This window comes from Rhodococcus sp. 05-2255-3B1 (genome assembly GCF_002258545.1).
GTDB lineage: Bacteria > Actinomycetota > Actinomycetes > Mycobacteriales > Mycobacteriaceae > Rhodococcoides.
The window spans coordinates 1-18,915 of the sequence record NZ_NOZC01000018.1 but is presented as its reverse complement, the minus strand read 5'-3'; the positions used below and the strand labels follow the sequence as shown (position 1 = coordinate 18,915).

Below are 18,915 nucleotides of genomic sequence, written 5' to 3'. Positions count from 1 at the left end.
GTCCGAATGACTACGAACAACACGCGCGCGCTGATCGTCGGTGCCACCGGTATTTCCGGGCAGGCCCTGTGCCGCGCCGCACTCGATGCAGGCTGGACCACCTACGGACTGAGCCGCAGCGGCAGTGTCCCCATCGACGGCGTCGTCCCCGTGGCGGCCGATCTGCTCGACCCGGCCTCGCTCGAGGAGGCACTGAAGGACGTCCGCCCCGAGGTCGTGTTCTTCACCGCCTGGATGAAGAAGGACTCGGAGCAGGAGAACATCGAGGTCAACTCGGCAACTCTGCGCAATGTGCTGAATGTGCTCGGCCCCCTCGACTCGGTGAAGCACGTCGCGTTGATGACCGGACTCAAGCACTACCTCGGACCGTTCGACGCCTACGGCGAGTCCGTGATGGCCGAGACCCCGTTCCACGAGACCGAGGATCGACTCGACACCCCCAACTTCTACTACGCGCAGGAGGACGAACTGTTCGCCGGTGCCGAGAAGTTCGGATTCGGCTGGAGTGTGCACCGCGCCCACACCATCTCCGGCTTCGCCGTCGGCAACGCGATGAACATGATGCTCACGCTGTCCGTGTACGCGTCGATCTGCAAGGAACTCGGCGAGAAGTTCGTCTTCCCCGGCTCCGAGACACAGTGGAACGGGCTGACCGACCTCACCGATGCCGACCTGCTCGCCGAGCAGATGGTGTGGGCCGCAACCGACGACAACGGACACAACGAGGCGTTCAACATCGCCAACGGTGACGTCTTCCGCTGGCGCTGGCTGTGGCCGCAGTTCGCCGCGCACTTCGGCGTCGAGCCCGAGGGCTTCGACACCGAGCCGCGCCCCCTCGAACCCCGCATGTCCGACGCGGCCGCCGCGTGGAAGCGCATCGCCGACAAGCACGATCTGGCCGAAAGCGACGTCACCCGGTTGGCGTCGTGGTGGCACACCGACGGTGACCTCGGCCGCGACATGGAATGCCTGACCGACATGAACAAGTCCAAGAAGGCAGGGTTCCTGGGCTTCCGATCCACCCCGGATGCCATCGCCTCGGTGATCCAGCGCTACCGCGACGCGCGCCTGATTCCCTAGAGAGCGCCAGAGCGGCTCCGCCGCACGTGTGTGGAACTTCGTAGTGGGCTACGAAGTTTCGCTCACATGGGGGTGGTGCCCTCGGTCAGATCCCGCACCTCGGCGTAGCGCTCCCGCACCGCCGGGGTCGGGTCGGCCTCGTAGGTCTGCGACGGTGCCTGGGCCCAGGTCGGCGGCTCAGTGGTGCCGGCCAACGTCCACGCGGCCTGACGCGCGGCACCGTCGGCGACGTATTCACCCGGCTCGGGCACGGTCACCGGAACCCCGAGAATCGCCGGAGCCAATACCCGCAACGCTGCGGACTTCGCGCCTCCGCCGATGAGTAGCACCCGTTTCGTCTCCACACCCTGCGCACGCAGGTGGTCGATACCGTCGGCCAAACCGCACAGCAGTCCCTCGATTGCTGCGCGCGCCAGGTGGCCGGGCGTCGAATTGTTCAGTCGCAGGCCGTGAATCGCGCCGGATGCATCGGGACGGTTGGGGGTGCGCTCACCCTCGAGGTACGGCACCAACACCAGGCCATCGCTGGTCGTCGACAGCGCCAACCGAGACAGTTCGTCGTGGTCGACGCCCAATAGACGCGCCGTCGCATCGAGCACCCGGGCAGCGTTGAGGGTGCACACCAACGGCAACTGCCGGCCGGTGGCGTCGGCGAATCCCGCGACCAGACCCGAACCATCGGCTGCCGCAATCGATGTCACGGCCGATACGACACCGGAAGTGCCCACCGAGACCACCACGTCACCGGGCTGGGCATCGAGGGCGAGGGCCGCGGCGGCGTTGTCTCCGGTACCCGGTCCGATCAGTGCACCGCTGCGGAGTCGGCCGATGGTCTCGTTCGGTGCCGCGACCCGCGGAAGCTGCGGGTTGCGCCCACGAAAACCCAACTGCAACAGATCGGTTCGATATTCGTTCGAGGCGGCGGAGAAGTACCCGGTGCCGCTGGCGTCGCCCCGATCCGTGGCCACGGAATCGAGCCCGGATGCGCCGCCGAGCTGCCAGCTGAGCCAATCGTGCGGAAGACACACGGCCGCAGTGCGATCGGCGTTCTCCGGCTCGTGGTCGGCGAGCCATCGCAGCTTGGCGACGGTGATCGAGGCCAACGGAACCACTCCGACGGCGTCGGCCCACGCCTGCCCGCCGTCGACGCCGGTCTCCTTCCCCAACTCCGACACCAAGTCGGTTGCGGCCTGCGCCGACCGAGTGTCGTTCCACAGCAGAGCGTTACGGACCACAGTTCCCGTCTCGTCGAGACACACCATGCCGTGTTGCTGCGCACCGACCGATACTGCGTCCACATCGTCGAGTCCGCCTGCTGCCGCCACCGCCTCGTCGAGCGCATCCTTCCAGCGCTGCGGGTCGATCTCGGTGCCGTCGGGATGGGAGGCTCGCCCCTGGCGCACCAACTCTCCCGATTCGGCATCACGAACGAATACCTTGCACGATTGAGTGGAGGAGTCGATTCCTGCAACGAGAGCCACGATGAGCGGTCCTTTCCTACGCAAGTGTGACTTGGACCCTACCCGCGGTGTTCGGCTACCTCGGTCACCACGGTGCGTGCATAGGCGATGGCCTGCGGGGTGGTCTCGAAAACACGGCGCGCCTCGTCGTCCTTGGTGGTGAACACACCCAGCGCAGTCAGCGGTCGCAGGTGTTCGGGTTTGGCCGCGGAGATCAGGACGGTGATGTGGCGGTGTTCGAGTTCGGTGATCGTGTCCTTGAGCACGATGGCTCCTGTGGCATCGATCGTGGTCACTCGTGACATGCGCAGGATCACCACTTTCACGTCCGACACGTCGGCGAGCTCGAGCAGAAAGCTGTGCGCGGCTCCGAAGAACAACGCGCCGTCGATTCGGTAGGCGACGATGTGTTCGCGAAGCAGATTGCCTTCTTCCTCCGAGACCGCGTCGAGTGCATTCAGAGGCACCTGCTCGACCGTGGCCGATCGCGCGACCGCGCGCAGTGCGAGCACCGCAGCGAACCCGACGCCGACCGCCACGGCCGTCACCAGGTCGAAGACGACCGTGACGAGAAAGGTCGACGCCATCACCACGGTGTCCCCACGACCGGCGCGGGAAATTGCTCGGATGGAGGCAGTTTCGACCATGCGTACCGTCGTCGCCAGGAGCACCCCGGCCAGAGCCGCGAGTGGAATGTCGGCCACCAATCCCGCGGCGGAGTACATGATCGCGGCGAGAATCACGGCGTGAGTGAGCGCGGCGAGCCTGGTGCGCGCTCCGGATCGGACGTTGACGGCGGTGCGGGCGATGGCACCGGTGGCCGGGATCCCGCCGAACAACGGCGCGGCGATATTCGCCAGGCCTTGCCCGAACAGTTCACGGTCCGGGTTGTGCCGGGCACCGACGCCCATCGAGTCCGCCGCGGTCGCGGACAGCAGCGATTCCAGAGCCGCCAGCGCTGCGACGGCCAGCGCCGGAGCCAACAACGCCGTCACGTCACCGAGGTGGAAGAAGCTCAGGTTCGGAGCGGACAGCGACGACGGGATGGTGCCGATGCGGGCGATGTCGAGGTCGAACAATCGGGTGACGACCGTTGCTCCGGCGACCGCGACCAGAGAGAACGGGATCTTCGGAGCCAGTCGGCCTCCGACGAGCATGACGATCGCGACGGTGACGGCCACGGCGGGTGTCAGGACGCTCGCGTGCGAGACGAACGAGCGCACCGCGTCGAACGCCGATTGCCACACCTTCTCACCCTCGGCGTCGGTGATACCGAGGGCCGACGGAACCTGTTGCAGCGCAATGACGACGGCGATGCCTGCGGTGAACCCTTCGATGACGGGTGCCGGCATGTACCGGACGGCTCGACCGACGCCGGCCGCGGCGAGCACGAGCAGGATGACCCCGGCCATCAGCCCGACGGCGAGTACGCCGGTCGGACCGTACTCGGCGACGATCGGGACGAGCACCACCGTCATGGCACCGGTCGGTCCGGACACCTGGAACCGGGATCCGCCGAACACCGCGGCGACGACTCCCGCGATGATCGCCGTGGTCAGGCCGGCCGCGGCCCCCAGCCCGGTACTGACGCCGAAGCCGAGCGCCAAAGGCAGCGCGACCAGGGCCACGATCAGACCCGCCAGCAGATCCGCACCGGGCGCGCGGAAGGCGGGTTTCCACTCGCTCCATCTGGGCAAGAGGGCCGTCAGAGCCCTGGAGGCGTCGGTCTTACGGTCGGATTTCGTCGGTTCGGACATGTGACGCTCTCTGAGAACTCATCGATCCTGGTCCTGCTGATTGCTAAGTTTAGCAAGTAATGAATCAGGTGAACAGCAACGTGAGCCAAACCATCCGAAACCGTCGGGTCAGGTGCGTGCCCCGGACTCGCCCTCCAGCAACTCGGCCTGGTTGGCCACCACTCCCGTGAGTATCTCCCGCGCAACGAGCAACAGGTCGGCCACCTTGGGCGACGTCAGCGTGTAGGACACCGACAGGCCTTCCCGAGTGCCTTCGATGAGACCGGCGCGCCGCAGGATGGACAACTGCTGAGACAGATTGGCCGGCTCGATGCCGATTTCCGGAAGCAGCTCGGAGACGGCATGCTCGCGCTCGCTCAGCAACTCCAGTACCCGAATGCGCGCAGGATGCGCCAATGTCTTGAAGAAGTCGGCTTTCATTCTGTACAGCGGCCGGCTCGATTCCGTGGCCATGAAGTCCTCCCGTGGCACCCGCCGCCGCGCAGCAGGCTACTTGCGAACACTAGCAACCAACGCACGGAAGAGAACGTTCTCCCTGCTCGTCCCGAAACTCGGCTACCTTCTCTCCCATGAGCGGAGAACCCGAAGAATCCACCGACTTCAGGCTCACCGTGGCCACCGCGGCCCTCGACCTGTTCTCCGTCAAGGGCTACGAGTCGACGACGGTGGACGACATAGCCGGTGCCGCCGGAATCTCGCGTCGGACATTCTTTCGCCAGTTCCGCGCCAAGGAAGACGTCGTCTTCGCCGACCACGAAATTCTGCTGGAGCAGGCCGGTGCGTTTCTCGAATCGAACGAGGGCGATCCGTGGCGGGCCGTGTGCGATGCCGCGCAGTTGGTGTACGAGCGGTTTTCCGAGTGGCGGGACATGTCGCGCCTGCGTTACCAGGTGGTCCACAAGATCCCCGCTCTGCGTGACCGAGAAATCGTCACCGTGTTTCGCTACGACAGACTCTTCGTCGAATATCTGCAGCGCGTTCTGCCCGATCACCCGCACCTGGAGATCCTGCAGTTCTCGGCCACGGTGACCGCAACGCACAACTACATCCTTCGTCGGATGATTCGCGACGGCCTGCCGACGTCGGTCGAGGATCTGCGTTCGGCACTCGCGCAGGTACGCGCGCAGTTCTCCGGTGAGATCGTCGTCGCGTCGTTCCCCCGAGGCACGTCCGTCACCAAAGTCATCGACGCGTTGGCCGATCACACAAGCGCCTGATCGATCCGGACCGAATGGCACTGAGTGCCGGATGCCGAAGACCCGGCCTTGAACAGGTCCGTATTCAGACGTACACTGGGGCAATCCTTGGCACTGAGTGCCCCCTCCGGGCAGTGCTACCCCCGACACACCGAGGAGCGTGGCCGACATGGCCGGAAATCCCGACTTCGATCTGTATCAATCGCCCGAAGAGCACGACGAACTGCGCGCGGCCATTCGGGCCCTCTCGGAGAAGGAGATCGCTCCGTACGCCAAAGAGGTCGACGAGGACTCCCGCTTCCCCGAGGAAGCACTCAAAGCGCTGAACGCCTCGGGCTTCAACGCCATCCACGTTCCCGAGGAATACGACGGCCAGGGTGCCGATTCCGTCGCCGCCTGCATCGTCATCGAAGAGGTCGCCCGCGTCTGCGGCTCGTCCTCACTGATCCCCGCGGTCAACAAGCTCGGCACGATGGGGCTGATCCTCAAGGGCTCCGAGGAACTCAAGAAGCAGGTTCTGCCGTCCCTGGCCGGCGGCGCGATGGCGTCGTACGCCCTGTCCGAGCGCGAAGCGGGATCCGACGCGGCCAGCATGCGCACCCGCGCCAAGGCCGACGGTGACGACTGGATCCTCAACGGCTCCAAGTGTTGGATCACCAACGGCGGCAAGTCCGAGTGGTACACCGTGATGGCCGTGACCGATCCCGACAAGGGTGCCAACGGCATCTCGTCGTTCATCGTGCACAAAGACGACGAGGGATTCGTCGTCGGACCCAAGGAGAAGAAGCTCGGCATCAAGGGCTCACCCACCGCCGAGCTGTACTTCGAGAACTGCAGGATTCCCGGCGATCGCATCATCGGCGAGCCAGGTACCGGCTTCAAGACCGCGCTGGAAACGCTCGACCACACTCGGCCCACCATCGGCGCGCAGGCCGTCGGCCTGGCACAGGGCGCCCTCGACGCAGCCATCGCATACACCAAGGACCGCAAGCAGTTCGGTACCTCGATCTCGAGCTTCCAGGCAGTGCAGTTCATGCTCGCCGACATGGCGATGAAGGTCGAAGCGGCTCGACTGATGGTCTACAGCTCCGCAGCCCGCGCCGAGCGCGGCGAGAAGAACCTCGGGTTCATCTCCGCGGCAGCGAAGTGCTTCGCCTCGGACGTGGCCATGGAGGTCACCACCGACGCCGTGCAGCTCTTCGGCGGCGCCGGTTACACCACCGACTTCCCGGTCGAGCGCATGATGCGCGACGCCAAGATCACCCAGATCTACGAGGGCACCAACCAGATTCAGCGTGTCGTCATGTCGCGGGCGCTGCTCAAATGAGCGACATCGACCTCGTAGGCGTCATCGGCGGCGGCACCATGGGAGCCGGCATCGCCGAGATGTGCGCTCGCTCCGGCAGTTCGGTACTGATTCTGGAGACGAGCCAGGCGACGGCCGACGCCGCCGAAGCCCGCCTCGACAAGTCCTTCGCCCGCGCCGTCAAATCCGGTCGCATCGAAGCCGACGCAGCCGAGAAGGCCCGGGCCGCAATCACGTTGACACTCGACATAAACGACTTCGCCGACCGCGACCTCGTGGTGGAGGCGGCACCGGAGATCGAATCGCTCAAGCTCGATCTGTTCGGCAAGCTCGATTCCATCGTCAAGCCCGAGGGAATCCTGGCGACCAACACCTCGTCGATCCCGGTCATCAAGATGGCCAACGCGACCAAGCGTCCCGACAAGGTCGTCGGAGTGCACTTCTTCAACCCGGTGCCGGTACTGCCGTTGGTGGAGATCGTCGTCAGCCTGCTCACCAGCGAAGAGACAGTGTCCGCGGTGACGGAGTACGCCGGCAACACGCTGGGCAAGAAGACGATTCGCGCAGGCGATCGCGCCGGATTCATCGTCAACGCGTTGCTCATCCCGTACATGGTCTCGGCCATCCGCATGCTCGAGTCCGGCTTCGCCAGTGCCGAGGACATCGACGAGGGCATGGTCAACGGTTGTGCGCACCCCATGGGCCCGTTGCGCCTGACGGACACCGTCGGCCTCGACGTCACCCTCGCGGTCGCCGAGTCGCTCTACGCGGAATTCCGCGAGCCGCACTACGCTCCGCCGCCGCTGCTGCAGCGCATGGTGGACGCCGGAATGCTGGGTCGCAAAACCGGTAAGGGTTTCTACACGTATTCGTAGTAGGCCCCCGCGTCTGCGTGAATGGTCCATTCACCCCCGTCAGGGCCGGTGAATGGACCATTCACGTCTTCCGAAAGGCGCACACTGGAGTCGTTCCACGACACTGGGAGGCTTCATGAACATCGATCTCGACGGCCGGACCGCATTGATCTCCGGCTCCAGCCAAGGCATCGGTCTGGCCATTGCCACCGAATTGGCCCGCGCGGGTGCACGCGTCGTCCTCAACGGCCGCAGCGCGTCGGCGCTCGATTCGGCCGAGGAACAGTTGCTGAAGGACGTGCCCGGTGCGCGGGTGATCGTCGTGCCTGCCGATCTGGCGACGGCCGACGGGGTGGAGACGCTGGTCGAGAAGGTCCCCGTCGTCGACATTCTGGTGAACAACCTCGGCATCTTCGGAGCCAAACCCGCCCTCGACATCGACGACGACGAATGGCGACGTTATTTCGAGGTCAATGTGCTCTCGGCCATTCGACTCATCCGCACGTATCTGCCTGCGATGACCGAGGCAGGCTGGGGCCGAATTCAGAACATCTGCAGCGATTCCGCGGTCGTCATTCCCGAGGAGATGATCCATTACGGAATGACCAAGACCGCTCTGCTCGCGGTGACCCGTGGATTCGCGAAAGCTGCTGCAGGAACCGGTGTTACGGTCAATTCCGTCATCGTCGGACCCACCCACACCGAGGGTGTCGAGAAGTTCGTCGGCGAACTCGTCGGCGACGAACTGCCCTGGGACGAGGCACAGGTGCAATTCATGAAGGAACACCGGCCCCAATCGCTCATCGGACGCCTGATCGACCCGAAGGAAATCGGCAACATGATCGTGTATCTGAGCTCGGAACAAGCTTCCGCAACCACAGGCGGCGCACTGCGCGTCGACGGCGGCTACGTCGACTCGATCCTGCCCTGAGACCGGACACGCTCACCCTCCGAATCCTGTCCGGTCGGTCACAGTTTGTGGCCGACCGCATCGGGGCATGCGTCGAGCACACGGAATCGAGCAGAGGTTCCTCACGCAGTACGTTGCACTCGAAGGACGATTCCCCAGTGAGCGATCAGTACACCTTCACCAACCCCGTCACGCAGTACCGTCAGGACGGCTTCCCGGAACAGCACCAGGATCCGCCCGGTCTCGCGGCAGATCTTCGGCCCCTCGCCGACCACGGTGAGCAGACGTACCGTGGATCCGGCCGACTGACCGGCCGCAAGGCCCTGATCACCGGTGCCGATTCCGGAATCGGACGTGCAGCAGCGATTGCCGTCGCACGCGAGGGTGCCGACGTGGTGCTCAACTACCTGCCGTCGGAGGAAAAGGACGCGCAGGAAGTTGCGCAGTCGATCCGCGACGCCGGCCGAACCGCGGTCCTGGCACCGGCAGACATCACCGACGAACAGGCCGCGCGCGGAATCGTGCGCACCACCGTCGACGAGCTCGGTGGGCTCGACCTGCTGATCAACGTGGCCGGTAAGCAGCAGTTCGTCGAAGACCTGGCCGACCTGACGTCCGAGCAATTCGACCAGACGTTCAAAACCAACGTCTACGCACTGTTCTGGATCATCCAGGAAGCGGTGCCGCACATGCCCGCCGGCTCCACCATCGTCAACACCAGTTCGATCCAGGCGTACACACCCTCACCCGGTCTGGTGGATTACGCGACCACGAAGATGGCCATCAACACCATCAGCAAGGCGCTCGCGCAGCAGTTGGCACCCAAGGGAATTCGCGTCAATGTCGTCGCTCCGGGACCGTTCTGGACACCGCTGCAGGCCGCCGGCGGGCAGCCGACCTCGGCACTGCCGGACTTCGGCAAGGAAACACCGCTGGGACGCGCCGGGCAACCCGCCGAGATCGCCGGTGCCTACGTCTACCTGTCGTCGGCCGAATCGGGCTACGTCTCCGGCGAGACATTGAACGTCAACGGTGGCATGCCGACGCCGTAGTCGACATCCGTTCTGCGTGAATGGACCATTCACACCCGTCTGGGCTCGTGAATGGTCCATTCACGCATCTGGAGAGGTCAGTCCTTCGGCCCACCGGCGGCGTAGACGACCTGACCCGAGATGAAGCCGGCGCCCTCGCTGACGAAGAACGATGCCAGGTGCGCGATGTCATCGGGGTGACCGACGCGATTGACCGGAATCTGTGACGCCGCAGCAGCTTTGAAGTCCTCGAACGACATGCCGACACGTTCTGCGGTGGCCGCCGTCATCTCCGTCTCGATGAACCCGGGGGCGATGGCGTTGGCAGTGACACCGAACTTGCCGAGTTCGATGGCGAGGGTCTTGGTGAAGCCCTGCATTCCGGCCTTGGCGGCGGAGTAGTTGGCCTGGCCGCGGTTGCCGAGGGCGGACGTGCTCGACAGGTTGACGATGCGACCCCATTTGGCGTCGATCATGTGCTTCTGGACCGCGCGGGTCATCAGGAACGATCCACGCAGGTGTACGCCGAGAACGGAATCCCAGTCCTGCACCGTCATCTTGAACAGCAGGTTGTCGCGGGTGATGCCTGCGTTGTTGATCAGTACGGTCGGCGCACCGAACTCGCTCGCGATGCGATCGACCGCAGTCTGGACCGATTCTTCGTCGGCGACATTGGCACCGATGGCCACTGCCTGCCCACCGGCAGCCTGGATCGCGCCGACGGTGTCGCTGCACGCGGCCTCGTCGAGGTCCACCACGGCGACTCCGAAACCATCCTTGGCCAGCCGCTTCGCCACCGCAGCGCCGATTCCACGCGCACTACCGGTGACTACGGCCGTCTTGATCTGATCACTCACGAATATCTCCTGACGAACGCCGAATCGAATTACCTGTCATCTGTTTCTACCAACCCCGCCGGCGCAGTCAGTACGCAGCCACCGCACCGTCGAGCGCCTTCTGCATTCCTTGCGCCACCACCCGCGTGATGTCGATCGGCTTCTCGGGCAGTTCGGTGATGGGTGAATCGATGTAGACGCTCGCCCGCTTCACTCTCGGCGCACCGGGGCCGTAGCTCAGACCGATGCAGATCAGCACCGGCTCGACCCCGAGCTTGCGCGCCCGCATCGCGATGTGTCCGATACCGCTGCCGACGTGCTGCACCGTCGTCGGATCCTCGAGGTTGCAGGTCCCCTCCGGGAACACTGCGAGGTCGTCGCCCCGCTTCATGCGCTCGGCGCTGACATCCATCATGCGGCTGCCCGCAGCGCTGACCGCGCGCATTCCGTGATTCTTGCCGCGGAAGACAGGGATTCCACCCATCATGTCGATTCGCTTGCGCTGCTTGGGTTCCTGGAACAGCTCGTCCTTGGCCAGTACCCGAGTGCGGCCGATGACCGGACGCAGCGGCGACGACCATGCCGCCGCTGCGAGCGTGTACGGATCGTTCTCGGTCAGATGATTGACCGCGATGAGCAGACGCGTGTTGTCGTAGACGAGACGACGCAGCTCCTCACGGGCACCGTCGGGATACGACACCCGCGGGCGGAAGCGTCGGGCAAGGGTGGCATAGGCCAACCTCGCGACCTGACGATTCTGCTGGTGACGCAGGTAGAAGTCGTACACGGTCACATCGTTTTCGAGAATTACCGCAGGCCGATCCATGACGCGAGCTTAGCCTCACACCCGCTTCGAACCCATAGCCCGGATCCCGACGGCAAGTCCGACCACCGCAGTGGCCGCGGCCGCGACGACACCTGCCGGCACCGTCGAACTCGCGAAGTCGCCGGCGAACAGAGCACGTTCGGCGTCCACGAGATATCCGAGAGGGTTGATGTCGACCAGGAACTGCATCCACCCCGGTGCGGCCGTCAGCGGCAGCATCGTGCCCGACAGTATGAGCAGCGGGAACATCAGCGTCTGCTGGATGGACCAGAACACCCAATCCTGTCCGCGCACAGCCAAAGCCAATGCATAGGACAGTGCGCCGAGTCCGACGCCGAACACACCGAGCAGCACGATTCCGACGGCGGCACCGATCGGATTCACGGACAGGCCGAGCGGCAATGCCACCAGAACGATCAGCACGGCCTGAGCGGCCAGCGGCACCATTTCCTTGAACGCGCGCCCGACCAGCAGCGCCGATCGCGGCAACGGTGTCACCAACATTCGTTCGTGAGACCCCTGCTGCAATTCGGCCAACAGATTCGAGCCCGTCATGGACGTTCCGAAGATGGTGATCATCGCAAGCACACCGGGAACGAACCAGTCCCACACACTTCCGGCCCCGAGACCGGGAACATCGGTGAGCAGCGGGCCGAACAATGCCAGGAGAATCAGCGGTTGGACGAGACTGAAGATGACGGTGAACGGATCGCGAACCATCGGCCGCAGTTCGCGGCTCATCACCAACGTGCTTCCGGAGAGTACGTTCATCGGAGTTCTCCTGCCGTGCCGGCGCTTTCGAGTGAAGGCGTGGCCGCCGCAGCGCTCTCGCGAAGGCTGCGCCCGGTGAGACCGAGGAACACGTCGTCGAGGGTCGGACGCGTCATGTCGGCGGTCAGTACTTCGATACCGTGGGATTGGCTCAGACGCACTATCTGCGGCAGAACCACCTCGGCGCGCTCGACTCGGATGTTCAACCGCGAACCCGCAACCGTCACGTCTCTGACTCCGGCCACACCGCCGATCAACGCAACCAGCGCCGACGCGTCGGACACGGTGAGGACCACCAGATCGCCTGCCAGTTCGGACTTGAGCGCCGTGGCGGTGTCATCGGCGATGACGGTGCCACGGTCGACGACGATCACCCGCTCGGCCATGGAATCGGCCTCGTCGAGATAGTGCGTGGTGAGCACGATAGTGGTACCCATCTCGCGTCTGAGCCGGAGAATGTGGTCCCACAGGTTCGCTCGGCTCTGCGGATCCATTCCGGTGGTCGGCTCGTCGAGGAACAACAGGGGCGGTCGATGCACCAGCCCCAGTGCGATGTCGAGCCGGCGACGCTGCCCGCCGGAGAGGGTCGAGACCGTACGGGCAGCGAGCTCGCCGAGCTCGAGCGCCTCGATCAATTCGTCTGCGCGACTGCGTGATCGGGGACGTGTCATGCCGTAGCACAGGCCCTGCACGACGAGCTCGTCGCGGACGCGTTGATTGTGGCCCGCGCCGTTGCCCTGCCCCACGTAGCCGAGGCTGCGCCGGACGCGATCTCGATCCTTCGTCACGTCGAATCCGGCGATTCGCGCCGAGCCCGAAGTCGGTGACAACAGGGTGGTCAGCATGCGCAGCGTGGTCGACTTGCCGGCCCCGTTGGGTCCGAGCAGCGCCACCAGTTCTCCCTCACCGATCGCCAGATCGATGCCGCGCACCGCCTCCACGGTCTTCTTGCCTTGCCGGAAAGTCTTGGTCAGTCCCGATGTTTCGATCATGTGTGACGCCCCTCGTCGTAGCGGTGAATCCCTACGACGGAGACGCTAGAAACGATCGCGGTCAGGTTCGGTCCGTGTTGCCGGGCCGACGAGAAATCAACCGAACACGGGAAACTTTCGCTTGCTGGCGAGGGCGTCCATCCCGGACTGGATGCTCGCACGTACCTCGTCGTACTTGGCGTCGACGTACGCCTCGTCCTCGCACCGAGCCGGATCGTGGTCCAGTTCCACCGGCGGCATGAAACGCGTACGAATCTTCGCGGGCAACGGAATCTGCGGCAGCGCGGCGGGCGCGATGATCCACGGAAGAGAGATCGCGATCGGGAACACCTTCAACCGTGCGATCTTGTCCAGCTTGAGCACCTTCGCCAGCTTGTCACCACGGATGAGCACCGGCATCGCGTCGGCCCCACCCACGGTCGCCACCGGCACGATGGGTACACCCGTCCGGATGGCGAGCTTGATGAAGCCGGTTCGGCCGCCCAGCGTCGCCTCGTCTCGCTTGCTCCAGGGCCGCAACGAATCGACCTCACCACCCGGCCACACGATGACGTCCCGGCCCTCGGCCAACGCCGTCGACATCGAGTCCGGTGCCGCGGGCAGCACGCCCATGGATCGAAAGACTTTGCCGATCAACGGGAACGCCATCAGTGCATCGTGCGCAGTGCCGTGCAGAATCCGCTTCTCGCCGAAGTGTCGCCACCATTGCGCGCCGACCGTCCACGCGTCCCACACGAACGGCGCACCCGAGTGCACCCCCACGACCAGCACCGGCGACTCGGGGATGGTCTCCCAACCGTCGATCTCCATTCGGAAGTACCGATCCATCACCCCGTTCCACAGCCGCTGCTGACGGTCCATCGCGACGGTGTTCTGGTCGTCGAGGTCCCAGCCGCCTGCACGTTCGGCAACAACGGCTCCGAGACCACCGGACGAGTTCGCCCGTCGCTCCTTCATCTTCATCCGCGCAGCGGCGGCGTACCGCTGCGCTTGCTCGCGCAGCTGTTCCTTCGTCGGTTCCCCCGTCGAGTCTCCGGCGCCGTCCCCACCCGTTACGTGATCCCCATCACTCATACTCGCACCGTACTCCACAGCAACCGAGTCGACCGACGACCGGAGCTCGTAACCCCACGCGGCTTGCAGACTGTCCGATATGGTCGAAATTCGAGCCGAACGAACGAGGTAACCCCCATGGATCCGATCGAACCGGCATACGGAACGACTGTTTTGCTGCTGATCGCAGCCGCAGCTGTAGCAATCTTGCTGTTCCTCATCATGAAGGTGAAGTTGCACGCCTTCGTCTCACTCGTCCTGGTCAGCGCGGTCACCGCTGTCGCGGCGGGAATTCCGCTGGCGGAAGTGCCGTCGGCCCTGCTCTCGGGCTTCAGTTCCACACTCGGATCTGTTGCCCTGCTCGTCGCCTTGGGTGTGATGGTCGGCAGACTGCTCGAAATCACCGGTGGCGCACAGGTATTGGCCGACACCCTGATCAACCGATTCGGGGCCAAGCGCGCCCCGCTCGCCCTGGGTGTCGCCGCACTGATCTTCGGCTTCCCCATCTTCTTCGACGCCGGCCTGGTCGTCTTCCTGCCGATCATCTTCACCGTCGCCAGACGGTTCGGCGGATCCGTGCTGCTGTACGCCCTCCCGACGGCAGGCGCTTTCGCCGCGATGCACGCCATCGTTCCCCCGCACCCCGGTCCCGTCGCAGCCACCGAACTTCTCGGCGGCGACATCGGATCGGTACTGCTGGTCGGCGTCCCCGTCGCCGTCGTCTCCTGGTTCGTCGGCTCCTACCTCGTCGGCACGCAGCTCGGTAAGCGGTTCCACACCCTGCCCGCCGACCTCTTCTCCGACGGCGCAGCCGACACCGACGAACACGACAAGGAAATGGCCGGCCTCCGAGACCCCGCCCCGAAGTTCGGTGCGGTGCTGTTCATCCTGCTGACGCCGCTGGTGCTGATCTCGCTCAATACCGTGGTCAACACACTGACCACTTCGGGCGTACTGACCGGGGACGAGACCTGGGCCGCGGCGCTGACGCTCATCGGTCAGACCCCGATAGCACTGCTCATCACCCTGCTGCTGGCCCTGTTCATCCTCGCGCCGGGACGCTTCCCCGTAGCCGACGGTGCCAAGTACATGGACCAGGCTCTCGGACCCATCTGCTCGATCATCCTGATCACCGGCGCCGGCGGCATGTTCGGTGGAGTACTGCGCGCCAGTGGCATCGGGCAATCCCTCACCGCCTCGTTGTCCGACATCGGGTTGCCGATTCTGCTGCAGGCCTTCCTGATCGCCACCGCACTACGCGTCGCGCAGGGTTCGGCGACCGTGGCATTGACCACCACCGCCGGGCTGATCTCGGTGCAGGTGGCCGAGCTGGATCTGAGCAACTTCAAGATCGCACTGTTGGTGTTCGCACTGGCCGCCGGAGCAACCGTCCTCTCTCACGTCAACGACTCCGGCTTCTGGCTCGTCAGCCGCTTCTTCGGCATGGACGAGAAGACGACCCTCAAGACCTGGACCGTCATGGAAACCACGCTCGGATTGGCGATCTTCGCACTCGCGTCGCTGCTGTGGGTGGTGTTCTAGCGGGGCGAGACGTGACCCGATGATCGACACTCGGCCCAGTCATCGGTGGCGCGCTCCGTCACTGTCGATCGCGCTTGGGTTGCCAACGAGCTGCGCGCTCGCCGATCGATGCGAGCCGAGCAGTCTCGTGCACTCGAGCGGCGCGGGTCTCCGGCCGCTTGGCTGTGGCGATCCACTCCAGAATGCCGCGACGCGCGGACGGAGGGAATCGGTTCCAATTGTTCTCCGCATCAACGCATTCGGAGAATGCGGCCGCAAGGTCGTCGGGAACGATCAGATCCTCGACCTCGTCGAGTACGGTCCACGATCCGTTGGCCACGGCAGCCTCGACGGCGCGCTCCCCCGCCGGGAGCATCAAACCTGCTTCACGGAGGGCTTCGACGCGAATCTTGTTCGGACGGGACCACGCGCTCGCGGGTTTCCGGGGCGAGAAATACAACATGGTTCGCTCGTCGTCGAGCTTGCGGGGTCGACTGTCGACCCACCCCACCGCAAGGGCTTCCGACACGGCGTCGTCGTAGCTGATCGCCGGCTTTCCGGTGGCCTTCTTCCACGACACCAGCCACGCAGATTGCACCGTCGCGTGATGTTCGGTCAGCCATGTCCGCCACTGCGCACGTGTCTCGGCATGCACTCTCGGTGCGTCGTCCATGACGGCCATGCGTACCCCTTCCCTCACTGCCTCCAAGGTCCGTCACCGGCTCGAAGACTTTGCACTCGATTATGCTGCGATCGTGGGCGACATTCCCTTCGGTGTTGTGTCGACGGCGCGAGGCATCGGTGAGTGACCGCATCCGGTTCGACGGAGTGCTCGAGCCGATGACGTGGGGTAAGAACACGTACACGATCATTCGTGTACCGACTCGTTTGGTCGAGGCGGCGGAACGGTGGCCGACTCGCCGGATCGACGGTTCGATCGAGGGCTCGAGTCTCAATCTCGGTCTCAACAAGGCAGATTCGAATGTGATGCCCGGGTCCTTCGTCTACATCGGTGCAGGTCTTCAACGCCGGTTGGGCATTCGCCCCGGTGATCTGGTCTCGTGCGAATTCGAGCCGGCCGACCCCGATCTGGTGCCGGTTCCGAAGGACCTCGAGGAGGCGATGAGGAACGCGCAGTGCACAGCGGCCTGGGAGCGGAAGCGGCCGAGCGAGCGACGTCAGTTGTTGATGCCGATCGACAACGCGGCGCGCGAGCAGACCCGAGCGGCCCGAGTCGCCCGACTTGTGAAGCTGCTGACCGACAGTTCGTAGACGGGTCCCAGCTGTGGATTCGGGTCCACCGCAGTCGATACAGCAGGCGGATGGTCGAGCACGTGCGACCGCCGTTTCGTGCCGATTGCGGACCCTGACCGTCCTACACAGGTGCGGAGGACGCGCAAGCAAATGCCCGTGCTGTTCAGTTCACTCGTCGGCCTCGAGCACGCATCCCCCTGGCGGAAGCTCGAGGACGATGACGTCGTGTCCCTCTCCGGTGACGATTGCTGTGAAGACCGTTTCCGCTCCATCCATCCACACCCACCAATTCATGTTCGCACCCCGCAGGCGCGGCACCTGACGATAGACCGCTCGGGCGTCCTCGACCACGGCACTCGGGTGCAGCCTCCGAGCGGCATCGATGACGGTGCGGCGCACGTAGTCCAGATCGATCAGATCGTCGTCGTCCGACAGCTGGGATGGCCGAAAATCGATGAGCGGGAATGGTACTCGAACGACGGGAAGAGTAGTGGCGTAGGCCATCGACCCCTCCGAGAACGCGGGGTCGCCCCATTCGAGCACGCCGTCCACGAACGAGGGCGTCACGTCGTCGTAGATCGCCGATCCCGTCTCGACGCTGCGGTGCAACGCTGCAATGAATTCGGCCAACGAGTCGAACCATGGCGCACCCTGGTCAGCGGAATCGTATGAGAAGCTGCGAATACAACCTCGCCGGGCACCCGGGCGTGTGTCGATGTAAAGTGTTCCGCCCGAACCGTCTTCGGCGAACGGAACATACGCCGGGACGAACATCTCCGCCGTCTCACCTGCCTCCTGGGCAAGGACTTCGGCCGGCCAGTCCTCACCCAGATCGTCGATCGGATGCGGATTTTCGAGACTGAACCTGTGCCGATCCACCGCTCGGTCGAGCGAGTACAGAGTGAAGTCCGGCAATACGGATCCGGCCGGCACATACTCCTCGCCGTAGGTTTCGTGCTGCCCGTCGTGCAACCAGTAGAACTCGCGCAACTCCTCCGTCCACGGCGTCGTCGCGCGTTCAGCGGCCTCGCGCTCACTCACAGACCTTGGGGGGCGAATCGACGCAGCGGTGATCGGCGCGTGCTCGCGGAGCGTCGCCATGTACGCCGTCCATATGTCGGTGAGGTTCACGACTCGAACCTAGACGAGCATCACTGCACCGGCATCAGAATTCGCCACGCGCCCAATGCCAGTGATCCGACGGTGACGAGCAGGAACAGCCCGACCCACACGATGCCGGGCAGGAAGGTCAGTCGGGCGAGTTGATCGGCGTCGGAGTCCCGAGCCCGTCCTGCGCTGCGCGATTTCTGCAGTTCGAGCACGGGACGCGGACCGGCGATCAGCAGGAAGAACGTGATGAAGTACGCCGCAGCGACCTGTTGCTCTCCGGTGCCCCACCAGGACACGACGAACAGGGCGGCCCCGACGGTGACCAGGGAGAGCAATCCGTAGATGTTGCGAATCATCAACAGCATCAACGCGATCGAGACGATACCGATCCACAGCACCGCGGACGCATGCTGAGTCCCGAGCACGAACGCGGCACCGAGACCGAGTAGCGACGGCCCGACATAGCCGGCGAAAGTCATGGCGATGACGCCGAGCCCGGTGGGCTTGCCCTTCGAGATCGCGACGCCCGAGGTGTCCGAATGCAAGCGCAGGCCCATAAGCTGACGACCGGTGATCAGCGCAACGAACAGGTGCGCACCCTCGTGCGCGATGGTCACCACGTTGCGCGCGATCCGCCACGTCTGCGGCAACACGACGATGACGAGTGCAATCACAGCAGCAACTTGGACGATCCATACCGGTGGATCAGGACTCACCGCGGAGATGCGGTCCCAGAATTCGTTCACACCACACCCTATGTGAATGGAACTTCGTAGCAGACTACGAAGTTCCGCTCACATCGGACGGTCAGGACGCGCGCGACTCGGCCTTCGCACGTTCGCGGGCGAAGGAGCGATCACGCATCTCCTCGAACTTGGTGGCCTGACGCTCGAGGTCTTCGAGGAACGCGGCGAGTTCCTCGCGCTTGTTCTCGCCGCGGCCGGTGAAGTCGTTGCGC

Annotated in this window: 19 protein-coding genes and 1 pseudogene; 8 read left to right on the top strand and 12 right to left on the bottom strand. The window is 64.6% G+C overall.

All coding sequences use genetic code 11. From position 1 onward, the window contains the following. Positions 1-6 precede the first annotated feature (6 nt). Complete coding sequence (locus CH249_RS10550) at positions 7-1,080, top strand: SDR family oxidoreductase (RefSeq protein WP_045197380.1); 1,074 nt, start codon at positions 7-9, stop codon at positions 1,078-1,080. Between the two features lie 62 nt (positions 1,081-1,142). Here CH249_RS10550 and CH249_RS10545 read toward each other — a convergent pair whose 3' ends face one another. From CH249_RS10545 to CH249_RS10535, 3 genes are all read right to left on the bottom strand, one after another. Then, a complete protein-coding gene (locus CH249_RS10545) occupies positions 1,143-2,561 on the bottom strand; it encodes a xylulokinase (protein WP_094683513.1) in 1,419 nt (472 codons plus the stop codon). A gap of 38 nt (positions 2,562-2,599) precedes the next feature. Beyond that, positions 2,600-4,297, bottom strand: coding sequence for a SulP family inorganic anion transporter (locus tag CH249_RS10540; protein WP_094683391.1), 1,698 nt, complete (start codon positions 4,295-4,297; stop codon positions 2,600-2,602). Between the two features lie 108 nt (positions 4,298-4,405). Next, on the bottom strand, positions 4,406-4,750 hold the full coding sequence (locus CH249_RS10535) for a helix-turn-helix transcriptional regulator (RefSeq protein WP_032397267.1): 345 nt from the start codon (positions 4,748-4,750) through the stop codon (positions 4,406-4,408). Between the two features lie 116 nt (positions 4,751-4,866). On the opposite strand from CH249_RS10535, the gene CH249_RS10530 reads away from it, so the two are divergent. The 5 genes from CH249_RS10530 (at position 4,867) to CH249_RS10510 (ending at position 9,615) form a co-directional block, all read left to right on the top strand. Beyond that, entirely contained in the window at positions 4,867-5,514 is a 648-nt protein-coding gene (locus CH249_RS10530) for a TetR family transcriptional regulator (RefSeq protein ID WP_094683390.1), read from the top strand. A gap of 148 nt (positions 5,515-5,662) precedes the next feature. Beyond that, the gene (locus CH249_RS10525) at positions 5,663-6,820 is read left to right on the top strand and encodes an acyl-CoA dehydrogenase (protein ID WP_094683512.1); all 1,158 of its coding nucleotides are present in this window, start codon (positions 5,663-5,665) and stop codon (positions 6,818-6,820) included. Positions 6,821-6,825: 5 nt separating this feature from the next. Further along, the gene (locus CH249_RS10520) at positions 6,826-7,674 is read left to right on the top strand and encodes a 3-hydroxybutyryl-CoA dehydrogenase (protein ID WP_306436643.1); all 849 of its coding nucleotides are present in this window, start codon (positions 6,826-6,828) and stop codon (positions 7,672-7,674) included. A gap of 115 nt (positions 7,675-7,789) precedes the next feature. Beyond that, positions 7,790-8,584: an SDR family NAD(P)-dependent oxidoreductase gene (locus tag CH249_RS10515; protein WP_094683388.1), complete on the top strand. Its 795-nt coding sequence runs from the start codon at positions 7,790-7,792 to the stop codon at positions 8,582-8,584. 137 nt (positions 8,585-8,721) lie between these two features. Continuing rightward, entirely contained in the window at positions 8,722-9,615 is an 894-nt protein-coding gene (locus CH249_RS10510; protein WP_094683511.1) for a glucose 1-dehydrogenase, read from the top strand. A gap of 77 nt (positions 9,616-9,692) precedes the next feature. On the opposite strand, the gene fabG is transcribed toward CH249_RS10510, so the two are convergent. From fabG to CH249_RS10485, 5 genes are all read right to left on the bottom strand, one after another. Beyond that, positions 9,693-10,451, bottom strand: coding sequence for a 3-oxoacyl-ACP reductase FabG (gene fabG, locus CH249_RS10505; protein WP_094683387.1), 759 nt, complete (start codon positions 10,449-10,451; stop codon positions 9,693-9,695). A 67-nt stretch (positions 10,452-10,518) separates the two neighbouring features. Further along, a complete protein-coding gene (locus CH249_RS10500; protein ID WP_032396726.1) occupies positions 10,519-11,256 on the bottom strand; it encodes a 1-acyl-sn-glycerol-3-phosphate acyltransferase in 738 nt (245 codons plus the stop codon). Positions 11,257-11,271: 15 nt separating this feature from the next. After that, positions 11,272-12,027: an ABC transporter permease gene (locus CH249_RS10495; protein ID WP_094683386.1), complete on the bottom strand. Its 756-nt coding sequence runs from the start codon at positions 12,025-12,027 to the stop codon at positions 11,272-11,274. Further along, the gene (locus CH249_RS10490) at positions 12,024-13,019 is read right to left on the bottom strand and encodes an ATP-binding cassette domain-containing protein (RefSeq protein WP_094630605.1); all 996 of its coding nucleotides are present in this window, start codon (positions 13,017-13,019) and stop codon (positions 12,024-12,026) included. Before CH249_RS10490 ends, CH249_RS10495 begins: the two co-directional genes overlap by 4 nt. Positions 13,020-13,115: 96 nt before the next feature. Further along, positions 13,116-13,982 carry a lysophospholipid acyltransferase family protein gene (locus CH249_RS10485; RefSeq protein ID WP_230596977.1) on the bottom strand — a complete coding sequence of 289 codons (867 nt, stop codon included), beginning with the start codon at positions 13,980-13,982 and terminating at the stop codon, positions 13,116-13,118. A 228-nt stretch (positions 13,983-14,210) separates the two neighbouring features. On the opposite strand from CH249_RS10485, the gene CH249_RS10480 reads away from it, so the two are divergent. After that, positions 14,211-15,614, top strand: coding sequence for a GntP family permease (locus CH249_RS10480; protein WP_094683385.1), 1,404 nt, complete (start codon positions 14,211-14,213; stop codon positions 15,612-15,614). Positions 15,615-15,672: 58 nt separating this feature from the next. Here CH249_RS10480 and CH249_RS10475 read toward each other — a convergent pair whose 3' ends face one another. Beyond that, positions 15,673-16,275 (bottom strand): YdeI family protein, encoded by a 603-nt coding sequence (locus tag CH249_RS10475; RefSeq protein ID WP_094683384.1) that lies wholly within the window; start codon positions 16,273-16,275, stop codon positions 15,673-15,675. A gap of 119 nt (positions 16,276-16,394) precedes the next feature. Here CH249_RS10475 and CH249_RS10470 point away from each other — a divergent pair, with 119 nt between their 5' ends. Continuing rightward, positions 16,395-16,865: a YdeI/OmpD-associated family protein gene (locus tag CH249_RS10470; protein WP_179273293.1), complete on the top strand. Its 471-nt coding sequence runs from the start codon at positions 16,395-16,397 to the stop codon at positions 16,863-16,865. A 150-nt stretch (positions 16,866-17,015) separates the two neighbouring features. Here CH249_RS10470 and CH249_RS10465 read toward each other — a convergent pair whose 3' ends face one another. The 3 genes and pseudogenes from CH249_RS10465 to CH249_RS28370 form a co-directional block, all read right to left on the bottom strand. Then, entirely contained in the window at positions 17,016-17,978 is a 963-nt protein-coding gene (locus CH249_RS10465; protein ID WP_094683382.1) for an SMI1/KNR4 family protein, read from the bottom strand. 20 nt (positions 17,979-17,998) lie between these two features. Continuing rightward, on the bottom strand, positions 17,999-18,703 hold the full coding sequence (locus CH249_RS10460) for a M50 family metallopeptidase (protein WP_032396733.1): 705 nt from the start codon (positions 18,701-18,703) through the stop codon (positions 17,999-18,001). A gap of 61 nt (positions 18,704-18,764) precedes the next feature. Then, positions 18,765-18,915, bottom strand: a pseudogene (locus CH249_RS28370) (acyl-ACP desaturase); the annotation flags it as partial.

What these genes read in the sequence shown, in the direction of transcription:
- CH249_RS10485 (WP_230596977.1), bottom strand. Translation starts at nt 13,982, where the DNA reads ATGAAGATGAAGGAGCGACGGGCGAACTCGTCCGGTGGTCTCGGAGCC.
- CH249_RS10475 (WP_094683384.1), bottom strand. Translation starts at nt 16,275, where the DNA reads ATGGCCGTCATGGACGACGCACCGAGAGTGCATGCCGAGACACGTGCG.
- CH249_RS10540 (WP_094683391.1), bottom strand. Translation starts at nt 4,297, where the DNA reads ATGTCCGAACCGACGAAATCCGACCGTAAGACCGACGCCTCCAGGGCT.
- CH249_RS10495 (WP_094683386.1), bottom strand. Translation starts at nt 12,027, where the DNA reads ATGAACGTACTCTCCGGAAGCACGTTGGTGATGAGCCGCGAACTGCGG.
- CH249_RS10550 (WP_045197380.1), top strand. Translation starts at nt 7, where the DNA reads ATGACTACGAACAACACGCGCGCGCTGATCGTCGGTGCCACCGGTATT.
- CH249_RS10490 (WP_094630605.1), bottom strand. Translation starts at nt 13,019, where the DNA reads ATGATCGAAACATCGGGACTGACCAAGACTTTCCGGCAAGGCAAGAAG.
- CH249_RS10500 (WP_032396726.1), bottom strand. Translation starts at nt 11,256, where the DNA reads ATGGATCGGCCTGCGGTAATTCTCGAAAACGATGTGACCGTGTACGAC.
- CH249_RS10535 (WP_032397267.1), bottom strand. Translation starts at nt 4,750, where the DNA reads ATGGCCACGGAATCGAGCCGGCCGCTGTACAGAATGAAAGCCGACTTC.
- CH249_RS10530 (WP_094683390.1), top strand. Translation starts at nt 4,867, where the DNA reads ATGAGCGGAGAACCCGAAGAATCCACCGACTTCAGGCTCACCGTGGCC.
- CH249_RS10480 (WP_094683385.1), top strand. Translation starts at nt 14,211, where the DNA reads ATGGATCCGATCGAACCGGCATACGGAACGACTGTTTTGCTGCTGATC.
- CH249_RS10525 (WP_094683512.1), top strand. Translation starts at nt 5,663, where the DNA reads ATGGCCGGAAATCCCGACTTCGATCTGTATCAATCGCCCGAAGAGCAC.
- CH249_RS10515 (WP_094683388.1), top strand. Translation starts at nt 7,790, where the DNA reads ATGAACATCGATCTCGACGGCCGGACCGCATTGATCTCCGGCTCCAGC.